Origin of the sequence: Segeticoccus rhizosphaerae (assembly GCF_009192725.1) — a bacterium.
GTDB classification, from domain to species: Bacteria; Actinomycetota; Actinomycetes; order Actinomycetales; family Dermatophilaceae; genus Segeticoccus; species Segeticoccus rhizosphaerae.
Window position 1 is genome coordinate 1 of sequence record NZ_VOHR01000062.1, and the last position, 15,665, is coordinate 15,665.

The 15,665-nt window shown below is 68.7% G+C and carries 16 protein-coding genes; 4 read left to right on the forward strand and 12 right to left on the reverse strand.

What is annotated here, in order from left to right:
- The 5 genes from FRW57_RS07465 to FRW57_RS07485 form a co-directional block, all read right to left on the reverse strand.
- Nucleotides 1-740, reverse strand: a 740-nt coding sequence (locus FRW57_RS07465; RefSeq protein WP_152185708.1) for an alcohol dehydrogenase catalytic domain-containing protein, incomplete at its 3' end; no start/stop codon positions are given.
- Between the two features lie 16 nt (nt 741-756).
- Nucleotides 757-2,229 carry a mannitol dehydrogenase family protein gene (locus FRW57_RS07470; protein WP_152185701.1) on the reverse strand — a complete coding sequence of 491 codons (1,473 nt, stop codon included), beginning with the start codon at nt 2,227-2,229 and terminating at the stop codon, nt 757-759.
- A 15-nt stretch (nt 2,230-2,244) separates the two neighbouring features.
- Complete coding sequence (locus tag FRW57_RS07475) at nt 2,245-3,135, reverse strand: carbohydrate ABC transporter permease (RefSeq protein ID WP_152185702.1); 891 nt, start codon at nt 3,133-3,135, stop codon at nt 2,245-2,247.
- On the reverse strand, nt 3,132-4,085 hold the full coding sequence (locus FRW57_RS07480; RefSeq protein WP_137120302.1) for a carbohydrate ABC transporter permease: 954 nt from the start codon (nt 4,083-4,085) through the stop codon (nt 3,132-3,134). Before FRW57_RS07480 ends, FRW57_RS07475 begins: the two co-directional genes overlap by 4 nt.
- Before the next feature lie 3 nt (nt 4,086-4,088).
- Entirely contained in the window at nt 4,089-5,453 is a 1,365-nt protein-coding gene (locus tag FRW57_RS07485; protein WP_238384508.1) for an ABC transporter substrate-binding protein, read from the reverse strand.
- Between the two features lie 172 nt (nt 5,454-5,625).
- Here FRW57_RS07485 and FRW57_RS07490 point away from each other — a divergent pair, with 172 nt between their 5' ends.
- A complete protein-coding gene (locus tag FRW57_RS07490) occupies nt 5,626-6,573 on the forward strand; it encodes a sugar-binding transcriptional regulator (protein WP_152185703.1) in 948 nt (315 codons plus the stop codon).
- A 45-nt stretch (nt 6,574-6,618) separates the two neighbouring features.
- Here the strand turns inward: FRW57_RS07490 and FRW57_RS07495 are convergent, their stop codons facing one another.
- The 6 genes from FRW57_RS07495 to FRW57_RS07520 form a co-directional block, all read right to left on the reverse strand.
- Entirely contained in the window at nt 6,619-8,760 is a 2,142-nt protein-coding gene (locus tag FRW57_RS07495; RefSeq protein WP_203230247.1) for a bifunctional polysaccharide deacetylase/glycosyltransferase family 2 protein, read from the reverse strand.
- A 3-nt stretch (nt 8,761-8,763) separates the two neighbouring features.
- The gene (locus FRW57_RS07500) at nt 8,764-9,357 is read right to left on the reverse strand and encodes a hypothetical protein (RefSeq protein ID WP_152185704.1); all 594 of its coding nucleotides are present in this window, start codon (nt 9,355-9,357) and stop codon (nt 8,764-8,766) included.
- A gap of 219 nt (nt 9,358-9,576) precedes the next feature.
- Nucleotides 9,577-10,053 (reverse strand): SRPBCC family protein, encoded by a 477-nt coding sequence (locus FRW57_RS07505; protein ID WP_152185705.1) that lies wholly within the window; start codon nt 10,051-10,053, stop codon nt 9,577-9,579.
- Between the two features lie 7 nt (nt 10,054-10,060).
- Nucleotides 10,061-10,798 carry a DsbA family protein gene (locus FRW57_RS07510; RefSeq protein WP_152185706.1) on the reverse strand — a complete coding sequence of 246 codons (738 nt, stop codon included), beginning with the start codon at nt 10,796-10,798 and terminating at the stop codon, nt 10,061-10,063.
- Nucleotides 10,799-10,843: 45 nt separating this feature from the next.
- Nucleotides 10,844-11,704 (reverse strand): haloacid dehalogenase type II, encoded by an 861-nt coding sequence (locus FRW57_RS07515; RefSeq protein WP_238999364.1) that lies wholly within the window; start codon nt 11,702-11,704, stop codon nt 10,844-10,846.
- Between the two features lie 13 nt (nt 11,705-11,717).
- Complete coding sequence (locus FRW57_RS07520) at nt 11,718-12,635, reverse strand: LysR family transcriptional regulator (RefSeq protein WP_152185711.1); 918 nt, start codon at nt 12,633-12,635, stop codon at nt 11,718-11,720.
- 77 nt (nt 12,636-12,712) lie between these two features.
- On the opposite strand from FRW57_RS07520, the gene FRW57_RS07525 reads away from it, so the two are divergent.
- From FRW57_RS07525 to FRW57_RS07535, 3 genes are all read left to right on the forward strand, one after another.
- Entirely contained in the window at nt 12,713-14,011 is a 1,299-nt protein-coding gene (locus FRW57_RS07525; RefSeq protein ID WP_137123551.1) for an ArgE/DapE family deacylase, read from the forward strand.
- A gap of 215 nt (nt 14,012-14,226) precedes the next feature.
- Nucleotides 14,227-14,700, forward strand: a complete 474-nt coding sequence (locus FRW57_RS07530; protein ID WP_338016669.1) for a DUF2975 domain-containing protein — start codon at nt 14,227-14,229, stop codon at nt 14,698-14,700.
- Nucleotides 14,700-14,975: a helix-turn-helix domain-containing protein gene (locus FRW57_RS07535; protein WP_137123549.1), complete on the forward strand. Its 276-nt coding sequence runs from the start codon at nt 14,700-14,702 to the stop codon at nt 14,973-14,975. The genes FRW57_RS07530 and FRW57_RS07535 overlap by 1 nt, the downstream gene beginning before the upstream one ends.
- Before the next feature lie 40 nt (nt 14,976-15,015).
- Here the strand turns inward: FRW57_RS07535 and FRW57_RS07540 are convergent.
- The coding region (locus tag FRW57_RS07540) for a molybdopterin-dependent oxidoreductase (RefSeq protein WP_152185707.1) at nt 15,016-15,665 on the reverse strand (650 nt) is incomplete at its 5' end.

Sequence of the window (15,665 nt, forward strand, 5' to 3'; positions counted from 1 at the left end):
GCGCTGCCGGACGCGTCGAGGGTCGCCGAGCACCCGCGGCCCCCGGTCAGGTCGAGGACCGCATCGACCGTTCCCTCGTCGGCGGGCAGCGCACGGTCGACCAGCCCGAGGTCGAGGGCGAGCCGGCGTCGCTCGGCTGACGGGTCGGTGCCGATGACCGGGGACGCGCCCATCGCCCGGCCCATCATGGCGGCCGCGAGGCCCACCGGACCCAACCCGGTCACCAACAGCTGGTCGCGGCCGGAGACGTCCAGTCGCAACAACGCCTCGTATGCCGTCCCGAAACCGCAGGAGACCAAGGCACCGTCGACGAGCGAGAGCGCGTCGGGCAAGGGCAGGCAGCTGCGCTCCTCCGCGAGCAGGAACTGCGCGTGTCCGCCGTCGCGTTGCCAGCCGTAGGCGGCTCGGGAGGGATCGGTGCAGCCGATCTCGTAGCCGTGCCGGCACTCGTCGCACCGGCCGCAGCCGACGATGTGGTAGACGGCGACCCGGTCTCCCACGGCGAGCCGACGGACACCCGGCCCGAGCGCAGCCACCTCCCCGGCAGGCTCGTGACCGGCGATGACGCCCTGGTAGGCCTCAGGTCCCCGGCCGAGGTGCTCGCGGTAGATCGAGCGGATGTCACTGCCGCAGATCGAGGAGGCGCCCACGCGCAGCAGCACCTGCCCCTGACCCGGCACCGGCACCGCGACCCGCACGTGGGACACGGTGCTGGCGCCCGGTAGACGGACCGCGTCCATCGTCGTCACGAGGAACTCAAGAGCCCCACGCCTCGAGGGTCGCCCGCGCGCCGACGGAGTGCAGCGACTCGAGGGCCTTGGTGTAGGTCGCGACGAAGCGGGGTTGGTCGGCCAGGTCGCCGAAGAGGCTGCGTTCCTGCAGGAAGGAGAGCGGCTCCTCCTGCTGTCGGCGGGCTCGCTCCACCAGGCGGTCGCGCAGCCGGTCGACGACCTCGATGGGCCGGCCCTGTTCGTCCACGCCCTCGGCATACCGGGCCCAGGCGGCCACCACGAGAGCCGACCTCTCGATGGGGCCACCGGCCGCCAGCTGGCTGCGGATCACCGGCACCAACCACTTGGGGATCCGGTCCGAGCTCTCGGCACACAGGCGGGCCAACGTGTCCTGGACCTCCGGGTTGGCGAACCGCTCGATGAGCTGGTGCTCGTAGTGGTCCAGGTCCACCCCCGGCACCGGCTGCAGCGTCGGCTGCCCCTCGTGCCTCATGTAGCCGAGCAGGAAGTCGGTGAACAGCTCGTCCTGGCAGACCTCGTGCACGAAGCGGTAACCGGCGAGGTAGCCGAGGTAGCACAGTGCTTGGTGGCTGGCGTTGAGCAGGCGCAGCTTCATCAGCTCGTAGGGCGTGACGTCGTCGACGACCTGCACACCGACGTCCTCGTAGGCGGGGCGGCCCTGCGGGAAGTGGTCTTCGAGAGCCCACTGGGTGAACGGCTCGGTCACGACCGGCCATGCGTCCTCGATGCCGAACTCCTCGGTCACCCGTTGCCGGTCCTCCTCGGTGGTGACAGGGGTGATCCGGTCGACCATGGAGTTGGGGAAGGCGACCTGAGCCTCGATCCAGTCGGCGAGCTCCGGATCCTTCAGCCGCGCGAACGCCGTGATCATCCGGTGCGCCACGTCACCGTTGCCCTCGATGTTGTCGCACGACATCACGGTGAACGCCGGTGTCCCGCTTGCCCGTCGACGTGCCAGGGCCTCGGTGATGAACCCGAAGACCGAGCGGGGGACCGCGTCCGGCTGCAGGTCTGCCTGCAGGGTCGGGTCGTCCGGGTCGAACTCCCCGGTCGACGGGTGGAAGTGGTAGCCGCCCTCGGTGATGGTGAGCGAGACGATCCGGGTGGTCGCCGCCGTGAGGACCGTCAGCACCGACTCGGCGTCGTCCGGCGCGTAGAGGTAGCCGGTGATCGACCCGATGACGCGGGCATCGAGCGAACCGTCCGGGTGCTTGACGACCAGGGTGTAGAGGCCGTCCTGTCCCTGCAGCGCGTCGGCCATCCGTCGATCGCCGGGGAGGGTGCCGACACCGCAGATGCCCCAGTCGGTGGCCTCTCCCCGCTCGAGCAGCCGGTCGAGGTACATCGCCTGGTGTGCGCGATGGAATCCTCCGACCCCGAAGTGGACGATCCCGGTGGTCACCTGGCTCCGGTCGTATGCCGGGACCGCCACCTTGCTGCCGAGCGTCGCCAGCGCCTCTGCGCCCAGTCGCGTCACCGTCGTGCCCCCGTCCTACTTGACCGCGCCGAGTGAGAGCCCCTGCACCAGCTTGTCCTGGGCGCCGAACCCCGCGGCCAGCACAGGGAGGGAGACCACGATCGAGGCGGCACACACCTTGGCGAGGAAGAGGCCCTGGCTGGTGACGAAGCCGGTGAGGAAGACCGGTGCCGTCTCTGCCCGGGTGCCGGTGAGCACGCGGGCGAACAGCAGCTCGTTCCAGCTGAAGATGAAGCAGATCAAGGCAGCGGCGGCGAGTCCCGGAGTGATGACCGGAGCAACGACCGATCGCAGCGTTCGAGCCAGTCCGGCGCCGTCGATCTGGGCCGCCTCGAGCATCTCGATCGGGACCTCGATCAAGAAGGATCGCAGCATCCAGACGGCGATCGGCAGGTTCATCGTGGTGTAGACGATGATCAGCAGCCAGATGTTGTCGAGGAAGGAGACGCTCTGGGCGAACAGGTAGATGGGCAGCAGCGCGGCCACCATCGGGAGCATCTTGGTCGAGAGGAAGAAGAACATCACGTCGCTCCACCTCTTCACGGGGCGGATCGAGAGCGCGTAGGCGGCCGGGAAGGCCAGCAGCAGCACGATGATCGTCGAGATGACGCTGGCGGTGAGCGAGTTCAGCAGCGGAGGCCAGGGTCCCGAGCTGAAGAACTCGCGATATCCCTGCAGGGTGAGTGGTGCGGCGATCGACGGCGGGTTGGTCGCGGCGTTCTCCTCGCTGTGGAAGGAGGTCAGCAGCATCCACAGGATCGGCAGCACGAAGAGGATGCCCACGATCCACGCGATGATGCCGAAGAACGCGCGGCTGCGCCGTCCGCCCAGACCGGGTGGCCCCTCCTGGCGCAGCCCGGTCGACCCTTGGCGTGCCCTGGCCGGTTGCTTGGCGGTGACGGTCATCGCGGTTCCTCTTTCAACAGCGTCGACACGGTGCGCAGAGCGAATGTGGCGATCAGGATGGTGCCGACGACGACGATGACGCCCTCAGCGGAGGCCCGGCCGTAGTCGTGTGCCAGGTAGAAGTTCTGGTAGATGTCGTAGGGGAGGTTTGCCGTGCCCAGGCCACCGGAGGTGATGGTGAAGACGTGGTCGAAGTTCTGCACGATGTAGACCGCGCCGAGGAGGACGCTCAGCTCGAGGTAGCGACGCAGGTGCGGCAGGGTCATCATCCGGAAGATCTGCCAGGCGCTGGCCCCGTCGATGCGGGCCGCCTCGACGACGTCCAACGGGCGGCTCTGCAGACCGGCCAGGATGATCAGCATCATGAACGGTGTCCACTGCCAGATCAGGGCGGCGATGATCGCACCCAGCGGGAACGAGCTGATCCAGTCCGGTTGTGGAGCGTTGTCCCCGAACAGCCAGGTGAGCACACCGTTCAACAGGCCATAGTCAGGGTTGTAGAGGGCGTGCTTCCAGACCAGCGCGGCAGCCACCGGCACGATGAGGAAGGGCGCGATCATGAACGTGCGCACCACTCCTCGCCCGAGGAACTTACGGTCCAGCAGCAGCGCGATCAACAGGCCCAACACGAGACTGATGAGGACGACCGCCACCGTGAGCAGGATGGTGACGAGGATCGCTTGACGGGTCGTCACGTCGGTCAGCACCCGGCGGTAGTTCTCGATCCCACCGAAACCCCGGTCCTCGGGGTAGTAGGCGTTCCAGTTCATGAAGGAGATCACCAGGGTTGCCACCATGGGTAGCTGGGTGACGATGATCATGAACACCAGCGCGGGCATCAGTGGCGCCCGACGGGCCCAACCTCCGGCCCGTCGCTTCAGGGACCGGTCTGCGCGCGAAGGTGGCTTGTCACGGCGATCTGCCGAAGCGCTCGGGGCGGCAACACTCATGGGCTACTTCTCCTCCCGAGTTCGATACGTCTCGGCGACGTCGTCCGCGAGTGCCTGTCCACGGCGCAACGCCTCCGACACCGACATCTGCCCGGCAATGGCAGAGCTGACGTACTGAGAGACCTGAGTGCCCAACGCCGGGAACTCGGGGATGTCCACGAACTGGATGCCGGGCGCCGGGCGTGGCTGAACGCCGGGATCGTTCGGGCGTGCGCCCCTGATCGCCTTCACGGTCGGGTTGGCGAAGGCACTGGCGACCTTGAGGTAGTTCTTGTTCTTGTAGGTGGACTCACGCTTGCCGGCAGGCACCGAGGACCACCCGACCTCCTTGCCGACCAGCCGTTCATATTCCTTGCTCGACGCCCACGAGATGAACTTCCAGGAGGCGTCCTTGTGGGTGCTCGCCTCCTGGATCGCCCACGCCCAGGAATAGAGCCACCCGGAGCTCTTGGTCTTCACGACCGGGGCCGGCGCGTAGCCGATCTTGCCCCGCACCGGTGAGGTCTTGGCCTCCAGCGAGCCAGCGGCGGAGGTGGCGTCGTACCACATGGCCACGTGGCCCTGGATGAGGTCGTTGAGGCACTCGGTGAATCCTGCCTGCGCCGCGCCGCGCTCACCGTGCTTGCGCACCAGGTCCACGTAGAACTTCGTCGCCTTGGTGAATCCCGGTCCGTCGACCTTGGCCTGCCAGTCCTTGCTGAACCACGTCCCACCAAAGGTGTTCACCACGGTGGTCAACGGGGCGAAGATCTGTCCCCACCCCGGTTGCCCCCGCAGACAGATACCGGCCATGCCGGGCTTCGCCTTGTCGACCTTGGCGGCGATGTCTGCGACCTGCTGCCAGGTCGGATGCGCCGGCATCGTGACGCCCTTGGACTTGAGGATGTCCTTGCGGTACATCAGGAACGACGACTCGCCGTAGAACGGCTCACCGTAGACCTTTCCGTCCGCGCTGAGAGCCTGCCGCAGAGCCGGGAAGATGTCCTTTTGGTCGAACGCCTTGTCCTTCGCCAGATAGCCGTCCATCGGGGCCATCCACCCGGCCTTGGCGTAGATGGGGATCTCGAAGTTGCTCAGTGTCGCCACGTCATACAGGCCCGCCTGGCTGGAGAACTCCTGGCTGATCTTGTCGCGGACGTCGTTCTCCGGCAGCACGGTGAAGTTGACCTGGATTCCGGTCTTCTTCGTGAAGTACTTCGGCGTCAGCTTCTGCAGGTCGATCATCTGCGGGTTGTTGACCATGAGCACATTGATGCTGCCCTGCCCTCCCGCACTCGCTCCGCCACCCCACCCGGCGCAGGCGCTCAGGCCGGCGACGCATCCCACGGCGGTCGCGATGACCAAGGCAGTCCGCAAGCGTCCTCGCACGGTGCACTCCTCGATCGCGTGGCCCTTGCCCTGATGAGCACCGGCCTGCTCATCAGCAGTGAACCGATCCGGGGCAAGGGGTGTCAAGAGGTGTGCAACAATTAGCGTTCGGCCGCTCATATGGGCGCAAACCCGGGAACCCGGCCGACGGCGACTCCGAGGAGGACCTGCCGTGGCAGCACGCACCAGAGCACCTGCGGAGCTCGTCCTGATGGCCACGGCCGCGCGCCGGCACTTCATCGACGGACGCTCCAAGATCGAGATCGCCGAGGAGCTGGGCGTCAGTCGGTTCAAGGTGGCGCGGCTGCTCGAGACGGCGCGCGCCACCGGCGTCGTCCGCATCGAGATCTCGGTCCAGGACGACATCGACGTCGACCTGTCGGACCGGCTGCGCGACCGGTTCGGGCTGACCCATGCGATCGTCGTCGACACCGTGGAGGAGGACCCGGCCGTGCTCAGGCGCCGCCTCGGGCAGGTGGCCGCGGAACTCGCGACCGAGATCGTCACGGAGGCCGACGTCCTCGGCCTGTCCTGGGCGCGCTCGGTGCACGCCATGACGAGGGAGTTGAGCCGCCTGCCCCATGTGCCCGCCGTTCAGCTGACGGGAACCCTGTCCCGCGCCGACATGGACGAGAGCCCGGTGGATCTGGTCCGAGACGTCGCCCGCATCGCCCGCGGACCGGCATACGTCTTCTATGCACCGATGGTCATGCCGGACGCCGCGAGCGCCCGGGCCCTGCTCCGACAGCGCGAGCTGGTCACGACCTTCGCCCAGTTCTCCTCTGTCACGAAGGCTTTCGTCGGGATCGGCCACTGGTCCGCAGGCGCATCGACCCTCTACGAAGCGATGACGGACAAGGAGCGCGGCCAACTCGCCCGCAGGGGCGTGGTCGGCGAGATCTCCGGAATCTTCATCACCGCCAAGGGCAAAGCGGTGCACGGCCCGATCAGCAAGCGCATCGTCGCCATCGACGACACGAGCATGCGGTCGATCCCCGAGGTGGTCGCGATCCCCTACGGGCTGGCCAAGGAGCCTGCGGTGCGGGCGGCACTCCTCAGCGGGCTGGTCGACAGTGTGGTCACCCACTCTTCGCTGGCGCGGGCCCTCCTCGACTCTTGAGGTGTCGGCTCTCGGTTGCCTGCCGGTGGCGCCTGCGCCGGAGAGTCAGTCGGCGACCGACGCCGGCTCCCGGCTGGTCGCGAAACTGCCGTAGCGATCCATCCGCTGCCACCGCAACCGGACGCCCGCAAGCGCCGTCACCACCGACTGGATGACCACGAGGTACATCAGCTGTCGGTAGACGAACTGCTGCAGCGGCATGCTCCACAGCGCTCCGGCCCGCTCGCGATCCAGCCGGAACGCGATCCATCCCATGAACATCTGGACCGACAGGAACGCCAGCCAGACGCTCATGATCCGGGAGGGGTCGAGGAAGACGAGCCCGTAGAGCGCGAACACGTCGACGACCGGGGCGAACAGGGGCAGCAACACCTGGAACAGCAGCAGGTAACCCAGACCGCGCCGGCCGAACCGCCCGCCGGCACCGCGCTGGAACACCGTGCCGCGGTGCCGCCACATGGCCTGGAGGGTGCCGTAGCACCAGCGGTAGCGCTGGCGCCACAGGGCGCCGAGGGTGGCCGGCGCCTCCGTCCAGGCACGGGCCTGCTCCTCATAGACCACCCGCCACCCGTCGCTCGCCAACGACATGGTGAGGTCGGTGTCCTCCGCCAGGGTGAGCCGGCCCACGCCGCCCACGCGGTCGAGCGCGGACCGGCGAAACGCACCGACTGCCCCGGGCACCGTGGGCATGCACCGGGCGAGATCGAACAGCCGCCGATCGAGGTTGAATCCGACGACGTACTCGATGTGCTGCCACAGGCCGAGCAGCCCATCGCGGTTGGCCACCTTGGCGTTGCCCGAGACCGCGCCGACGAGCGGATCGTTGAACGGCTGGACCAGCATGCGGACCGTCTCCGGCTCCACCACCGTGTCACCGTCGACCATCACCACGTAGTCGTAGCGCGCCAGCGAGATGCCGGTGTTGAGGGCAGCCGCCTTGCCGCGATTGGGCGTGCTGACCAGGACCATCTCGGGCAGGTCCAGCGACTCCACCACCTGGGCCGTGTCATCGCTCGAACCGTCGTCGACCACGATCACCTCGACCGGGTGGTCGGAGTCGAGCAGAGAGCGGACCGTCGCCTCGATGCCGAGTTCCTCGTTGTATGCCGGGACCACCACCGACACGGGGCCGGTCATCTCGGGGCCCCAGCCGCGCTTGCGCACCCGACGGTGGCGACGAGCGGCGACGACGAGGATGACGGCACGGAGCACGGTCAGGAAGGCAGCGGCATACAGCAGGAAGGTCAACGCAAGGAGCACGACGTGACTCGCCTTCAGGGCCACGATCAACGCCGTGCCGGCGGCCTTGTCGCTCCACGTGCCCGGGCGCATGGGATCGCCCGTCCCGACCGCGTCACTGACCGTCGTCACCCGCCAACCCTTGTCCTGCAGGACGGGGATCAGCCGGTCGAGCGCGGCGACGGTGTCGGCCCGCGACCCACCGCCGTCGTGCATCAGCAGCACCTGGCCCTGCGAACCGTGGGGGGTGCTGTACCGGAGGATCTGCTGGATGTCACCCCGTTGCCAGTCCTGACTGTCACGGGTCGTGAGCACGGTCAGGTAGCCGTGCTCCCCGGCTTGTCGCACCACGTTCCACGCGGCGTCGTCGAGCGCGTTGTTCTCCGACGAGAAGGGCGGACGGAACAGCGAGGTGCTCTGGCCGGTGGCCCCGACGATGGCGAGCTGGCTCTCCCGCACCTCCATCCGCCGCTGCCAGTCAGGCACTGCGGCCAGGTCCGCGTGGGTGAAGCTGTGCACGCCGATCTCGTGGCCGTCGGCCACGATCTCCCGCGCCACCTCGGGGTGCGCGGCGACCTCGTTGCCGAGCAGGAAGAACGTGGCCTTCACATGGTGACGATCGAGGACCTGGAGGATCTTGGGGGTCCACTTCGGGTCGGGCCCGTCGTCGAAGGTCAGCGCGATCGTCTTGGGACGCGGCTCGGCGGTGCGGTGGCCAGGACCGGCCCCGCCGTTGATGATCGGCCCGCCGTGGCTGACCTCGCGGGGCACCATGGCACTGGCACCGGGAGGGGGACCGGTGTAGTCGCTGTTGCCGTAGAGGTGATGGGTGTAGCCCTCCACACCGAGCGCCAGCGCGAGCGCAGACAGCACCACGGCCAGCACGACCCAGTGCGCGCGCGGTGGGGTGCTTGCCGTGGTGTCTCGAGGTTTCCGGAGCAACGGCACCGGTCAGGGCCGTCCCGTCGGGACCTCGTGCGTGGGAGAGCCCGACGGCTCCGGCGTGTGGGTCTGGCCGGGGGCGCTGTCGCTGTTACCGCGCGACGCCCCGGGCACGTCACTCGGCGGACCCGGCACGGTGCTCGCCGGTGTTGGCGCGGAGGTCGGTGCCGCCGAAGGAGACGAGGGGCTTGCCGTGGTGCTGGCGGGGCTCGGGACGTCGGCGAAGGTGGTGGCAGGAGCCGCCGCCGGCAGACTGCCGTCGGTGGTCTCGGCCTCAATCCTCACCTGTCGGCTCGCGTGCTGCACGATGACCGGCCGGGCAGTGACACCGGCCAGGTCGGCTACCCGGACCGAGCCCGCGTGGTCGTCACCGCGCGACTCGGGCCTGTCGTGGTCCCGGATACCGATCGCTGCGGCGGCCTCCGCCGGGAGGTGCGCTGCCTGCGCCTCGCGCTGCTGGGAGGGGAGGGACAGCCGATCCACCGGAGGGCCGTCGAGCACGGAGAAACCAAGGGTGGCCGCGAAAGCGAGGGCGGGCAGCGTCGCCAGCACTCCCAGGCCAGCGACCCGGCGATGGCGCTGTCCGGTCTGGTCGACGAACACGGGGCCCGCATGCCGACTGTGGGCGACAGGCCTCCCGGGACGAGAGGACTCGAGCGGTTGAGGACACATCGTCGCGAGAACATACCGGACAGAGCGGGCGATTTCAGCCACACCCACGCGTCGGGCCGTGAGCGTTCGCGTGTCCGAGCACGGCCGCCAGCACGGCGGTGACGTTGCTCACGTATCCGTCAACGGCGGTGGCTCCTGCCACCGTGAAGCTCAGGAAGACTCGGCAATCCGCTTGATCGCCGCGAGCGTCCGGGGGATCCCGTCCTGCGCCTGCCGGGTGCGGTCCTCGATCTCGGTGGCGGCCCGGTCGCCGTACTTCTCGCCGAACATGGTGATCCCGTCCGGCAGGAAGTCCCAGCGCTCGGTCAGCCGTGTCGCCGCGCCGTCGGGCGCGAACGTGAAGCCCCACCGGGCGTACCTGCCGCCCACCAGCCAGGCGAACTCCCGCGCCCGGTCTGCGACCTCGATCCGCGACCGTGTCTCCCAGGTGCGGTCGGGCAGCTCGTTGTGGCCGGTGAACCACACGCCGACCTGGCCCGCCTGGTCCGGGTCGTCCCACCAGCACGCCGTACAGACCGGGCTCCACTCGCCCGTGCGGGTGATGTCACTGACCAGGTCGTAGAGCGCCTCCGGGGTGGCCTCGACGACGATCGACTGTTCGTGGGTGCGCACGGGGGTCTGGGTCATCGATCGCTCATTTCTGTTGTCGACGGCTGCCGGCGTGCCAGTCCTCTTGCTGACCGAAGGCGTCGGCCGGCACCCCGAACCCCACCAGTTGCGGCCGCTCTCGAAGGCTGCGCTTCAGCTCGCTGAAGCCGGGGAACCGAGCCAGGGCCACCACGTGGTCCCACAGCTCGCCGGCTGTGCCCTGGTCGGGGAGCCGGCTGATCACCGGGCCGAAGAACGCGACTCCGTCCGGGGGCTCGAAGTGGATGATCGGCGTGCCGACATCCTTGCCGGTCAGTATGAGCGCTTCCTCACCGTCGGCGCGGATCTCCGCGTCCCAGGACTCATCGTCCAGGGCGTCGGCCAGACCGAGGGGCAGACCCGCGTCACGCAGGATCGGTTCGACGAACTCCCGGGTGCCGCGGCGCTCCCGGTGCTCCTGGTCGTCGACCAGGTCACCGGCCGGGGGCGTGTCGAAGATGTGCGCCCCGAAGGCGGCCTGCAGTGGGTCGAGCGCCTGCGGGCCGTGTTCGGCGCGCGCACGCGCGGCCACCCGCAGCAGCCGGAGGCCGGCGGTGTGCCCGGCTTCGTACTCCGGCGGGAAGTGCGCGTCGTAGTCGATGTGGGAGTTGATCAGACGCAGCGAGATGAACCGCCACTCCACGGCGAGATCGCGCTCGGTCTGCACCATCCGGATCCACTTGCTGGTCAGCCAGCAGAACGGGCACACCGGGTCGAAGTAGAAGCGGATGTCAGCGGAACTCATGAGCCAACCGTAGTCCGCGTGACGAACCGTTTATCCGCCCGCCCGTCAGGCCGCGACGCCACCCAGCTGGGCCCCGAGGTCCACGAGAGAGGTGGCCTCGATGTCGGGGGCCGCGAAATACGCTGGGTAGCGGGCATCCGTGCGGTTGATCCACGCCGTGGCGAGGCCGGCTTTGTGGGCACCGTCGATGTCCCACGGATGCACGGCGACGAGCATCGCGTCGGACGCCTCACAGCCACACGCCTCCAAGGCGAAGGAGTATGCAGCCTCGGCCGGCTTCCACAAGGGCGCCTGTTCCACGGACAGCAGGCTGTCGAAGTAGCCGCCGAGGTCGTTGCGGTCGAACAGTCCTTGAGCAACGGCTGTGGATCCGTTGCTGAGCGTCACGAGACTGATGCCCAGACTGTGCAGGTTATGGACGCCCTCGACGACGTCAGGGTGCACCGGAAGCTTGGAGAACTCAGACATGATGCGCTCGACGGCAGCGTCGACGTCGCCGACCTGGCCAGCGAGACGGCCGCGCAGTGCTTCGGCGCCCAGCTCTGCGAAGGAGGGGTTGGCGCCGGTGGCAGTGAGAGCAAATCCGTCCCGGAGCAATGAGGCGAACCACGTCGCTGCCAGATGCGGTGGAGCGCCCACTTCGGTGAAGCGCTGCGCAAGAGGCGACAGATCGGAGAGGGTCTCGTTGACGTCGAACAGCAGGACCCGTGGCTGCTGGCGCCCGTCCGCCTGGTCGTGCTCGTCGTGCCCTTGGGAGTCGGTATGTGCTGTGATGGCGAGCTCCTGTCCGGTCCGCTGTCCACCCTGAACGACGTGGCGATCGAGTCCTACCAGCAGGCTAGCCCAGCACTCGGGACGAGAACCATGAAAGCATCCCGCGCCTGCGATGGACGACGTGCAGCGAATCGATGCGCTGCGCTCACGCCGTTGCCGTGTCCAGCTTCGTGCGCTGTCGCAGGATGGTGAGGAGGATGTGTTGGAGCTCGTCGACGGCGAGTGGGACCGCTGTGCTGCGGCGCACGAAGGAGGTGCGACGCACAGCGAGGTCTTGCACCGCGGGGCGCAGCTCGACAGCGAAACGGGTGTCGACGGCACTTGGGGTGGTCAGGGTGCAGCCGAGTCCTTCTGCGACCAGGCCGTGGATCATGTTGAGGTCGTCGGTGCGCATGAGCACCTTCGGCTCGAAACCGAGTGATCGACAGGTGCGGCGCAGGACGCGGTCCGACGTCTCGGCCTGGTCTCGGCTGCAGATCCAGTCGGCCTCAGCGAGAGCGGCCATGTCGACCTCGCGCTCGGCCGCGTGGGGACTGTCATGGGCGAGGAGTATCCGGTAGGTCTCCTCGAGCAGGACGGTGGAGTCCAGCTCGGGTGAGGCGAAGGCAGGCTCGTCGGCGGAGTCATAGATCAGGCCCGCGTGGATGTTGCCGGCCTGCAGCAACTCGACGATGTCGGTCGGCTCGGCCTCGACCACCTCCACCTGCACCTGCATCCGGTCGCGCAACTGTCGGATGGCCCGGGGCAGCAGCTGGGATCCGATGGAGGCGAACGTGCCGACGCGGATCGTGGTCAGGCCGAGGTCGCGTTGGGTGCTCACCAGCCGTTCCGCCTGCTCGAGGCGATTGAGGATGTCTTCGGCCTCGTCGACGAGCACGGCCCCAAGAGGTGTGAGTCTGGCGCCGCGGCGGTCGCGCTCGACGAGGCGCACCTGGAAGTGGCGTTCCAGGCTTCCAAGGTGGTGCGCGATCGTCGGCACCCCGTAACCCAGCGCCTCGGCAGCGGCGGTGAGCGTGCCGTGGTCTCGCACTGCGACCAGGACACGCAATTGCTGAAGGTGCATCACGTCATACATCCTATGAGGCAATCTACGATTTCTTGGTATAGCGTCGACACAATCCCGTCGCTACCGTCGTTGATGTGGAGACCTTGGCCACCGCGGTGGCGCCTGGATTGTCGCGCGCCGAGCGTGACGTGCTCGACGTCATCGACGAGCAGGCACTGGTGGATGAGCTGGTGGAGCTGATCCGCGTCCCCAGCGTGACCGGCAGTGACGCCGAGTCCGACCTGCAGCACCGACACGCCAGACAGCTCGAGGCGCTGGGGTTCGACGTCGACAGCTGGCAGATCGACCTTGACCAACTCGCAGCCCGTCCGGACCACCCCGGCACCGAGGTGCCGCGCACCGAGGGATACGGCGTCGTCGGAGTCCTCGGGCCGCCCGGGGTGCCCGCGCTGGTTCTGCAGGGCCACGTCGACGTGGTCCCGACCGGCGATCTGGACAAGTGGCCACAGCGGGACCCTTGGAGCGGCTCCGTCGGCGGCGGCGCCATCCACGGCCGCGGGGCGTGCGACATGAAGGCCGGAGTGGCAGCCAACCTGGCTGTCGCCCGCGCCCTCGTGGCCTCCGGAGTCACGCTCGAGCGGCCGTTTGCGCTGCATGCGGTGATCAGCGAGGAGGACGGCGGGCTCGGGGCGTTCGCCACCATGCTGCGCGGCCACCGTGGCGAGGCGGCCGTGATCACCGAACCCACCAGCGGGGACGTCGTCGTCGCCAATGCGGGAGCACTGACGTTCCGGGTGCGAGTGTCCGGACGCGCCGCGCACGGCAGCGCCAAGCTCGCCGGCCACAGCGCGCTGGACGCGTTCCTGCCCCTCCACGCCGCCCTCACCGACCTCGAGCGCCAGCGCAACGCGGAGCCGGACGCGCTCTTCGGGAGCAACGTCCTTCCGTACCCCATCTCCATCGGCACGGTGCGTGCCGGCGATTGGGCCAGCAGCGTCCCCGACCTGCTCATCGCCGAAGGACGGCTGGGGGTGCAGATCGATGAGCCACCGGCCATAGCGCGCGCAGCACTCGAGCAGGCAATCGCCGAGGCCAGCCGCCGGGACCCATGGCTACGCGACCACCCGCCCGAGGTGACCTGGCCGGGTGGACAGTTTGCCAGCGGACAGATCGACCCCCACCACACGCTCGTGGACCACGTGCTCGGCGCCGTCCGCGACACCGAGGGACGTGACGCCTCACTCGCGGCCGCGCCCTACGGCAGCGACCTACGCCTGTATGCCGGAATCGGCGGCATCCCCACACTCCACTACGGACCCGGAGACGTCCGTTATGCGCACGCACCGCGCGAGCAGGTCGACATCGCCGAGCTCATCAGCACCACCCGGTCGCTGGCCGTCCTGGCCGCCCGACGCTGCCGCGCGCACCTCTAGCCCCCGGGACCGCGCTTCGGAGCAGTGCCCACCGTCAAGGGTGCGCGGTCGCCATACCTGAACAGGATCAGCCTTCACAGCCGAACCAGCCGTTCTGTGCCGATCGAGGCTTGTCCCGAGGTTGCCCCACCTGTCGAATGTCGATAGAGTTCGATCATCCTGCGATACATCGGAGTCGACAAATGAGCCGTTGGGTAGTGAGAACCTTGCGGGCGGTGATCGCCGTCGCGCTGGCAGGTTCCGTGGTGGTGCAGGGGGTGATGGTCGCCCTGCTGTGGTTGGACAGCAAGGAGGCGCATCCTGGGCTGGAAGTGCCCTTGCTCGTCATTGGCATCCTCGCAGTCGCGAGCTTGCAAGTTGTCGCCGTCTGCATCTGGCGGTTGCTGACCATGGTCGAGCGCAGCACAGTCTTTTCGTACGCAGCGTTCCGCTACGTCGACATCGTCATCGGCGCGATTGCGGTTGCGTCGGCTCTGACCTTCAGCGTCGCCGTGGTGGCCCGGTTTGCCAACCACGCCGTGCCCGAGGACGCGGTCGCTCCCGGCCTTGTGGGACTCCTCTGCGGGCTTGCCGTGGTAGTCGCGGGCGTGGCACTGGTCGTCTACGTGCTCAGGGCGCTGCTGGCCCAGGCAGTGGCGCTGGACCGGGAGGCCAAGCACCTGCAGTCCGAGCTCGATGAGGTGATCTGATGCCCATCGTCGTCGACATCGACGTGATGCTCGCCAGGCGCAAGATGCCAGTCGGTGCGCTCGCAGATCGGGTCGGCATCACGCCTGCCAACATCGCCGTCCTCAAGAACGGCCGCGCCAAAGCGGTGCGCTTCACGACCTTGGCGGCGCTGTGCCAGGTGCTGGACTGCCAGCCGGGTGACCTCCTGCGCTGGGAGCCCGACGAGGACAAGGCCGCCTCCTCCCAGGACACCCTCCGCGATCCTGCCTTGGACGGGCAGCACCGTGGCGCCTGACCGCTTCGCCGCCGGCCGGCGGGCCAGCCGCCTGTCTCGCTCACTGCAGGGGAAACGGGGGCTCGACCCACCACGGACGGTCGTCGTGAGAGATCCGCACCACCCACTTGACCCAGTGGTAGCCGCGCCGTCCCGGGACGACCAGGCGCGCGGGCGCCCCGTGGCCGACGGACAACGGGGTGCCACCAACCGCGGTGGCCAGGAGGAGATCGTCGGTGAGGGGCAGCCTTCTGACGTAACCCGTGGCGCTGAGCACCTCGACCGTCCCGGTGGTCCCCACCGGGAACAGCCTTGCGAGGCGTACCCCTGACCACTCCTGCTCGGTCCACCAGCCGCCGGTGCAGTCCAGAACCGCCGTCTGGCGGTCGTCCCAGCGGCGCAGCTCGTCCAGGGACCAGGCCCGGGTGCTGCCGTCGTCGGCCACGACGGTCAGGCGCCACGACTGCGGTGCGATCTCGGGGGCCCGGTCGAACAACCATGAGGTGGTCGGGATGGCCGCAACCGTGGACGACCCGAGCCGGAAGGAACCGGTCGGACGGCGGAGACCCCGTGGGGTGGCCAGCGCTCCGGCTGTCCGCACTCCCGCGTCCAGGACGCCGGCCGCCAGCCCGACGAGCGCCACACGCAGGAGCGTGCGCCGCGAGGCCTCGGCCCGGCGTACGCGGACCCGTCGCCGTCGGGCGTGCGCCA

Excerpts from the sequence above, each read along its gene's own strand:
- FRW57_RS07520 (WP_152185711.1), bottom strand. The coding sequence starts at position 12,635 with ATGCACCTTCAGCAATTGCGTGTCCTGGTCGCAGTGCGAGACCACGGC.
- FRW57_RS07535 (WP_137123549.1), top strand. The coding sequence starts at position 14,700 with ATGCCCATCGTCGTCGACATCGACGTGATGCTCGCCAGGCGCAAGATG.
- FRW57_RS07475 (WP_152185702.1), bottom strand. The coding sequence starts at position 3,135 with ATGACCGTCACCGCCAAGCAACCGGCCAGGGCACGCCAAGGGTCGACC.
- FRW57_RS07480 (WP_137120302.1), bottom strand. The coding sequence starts at position 4,085 with ATGAGTGTTGCCGCCCCGAGCGCTTCGGCAGATCGCCGTGACAAGCCA.
- FRW57_RS07510 (WP_152185706.1), bottom strand. The coding sequence starts at position 10,798 with ATGAGTTCCGCTGACATCCGCTTCTACTTCGACCCGGTGTGCCCGTTC.
- FRW57_RS07505 (WP_152185705.1), bottom strand. The coding sequence starts at position 10,053 with ATGACCCAGACCCCCGTGCGCACCCACGAACAGTCGATCGTCGTCGAG.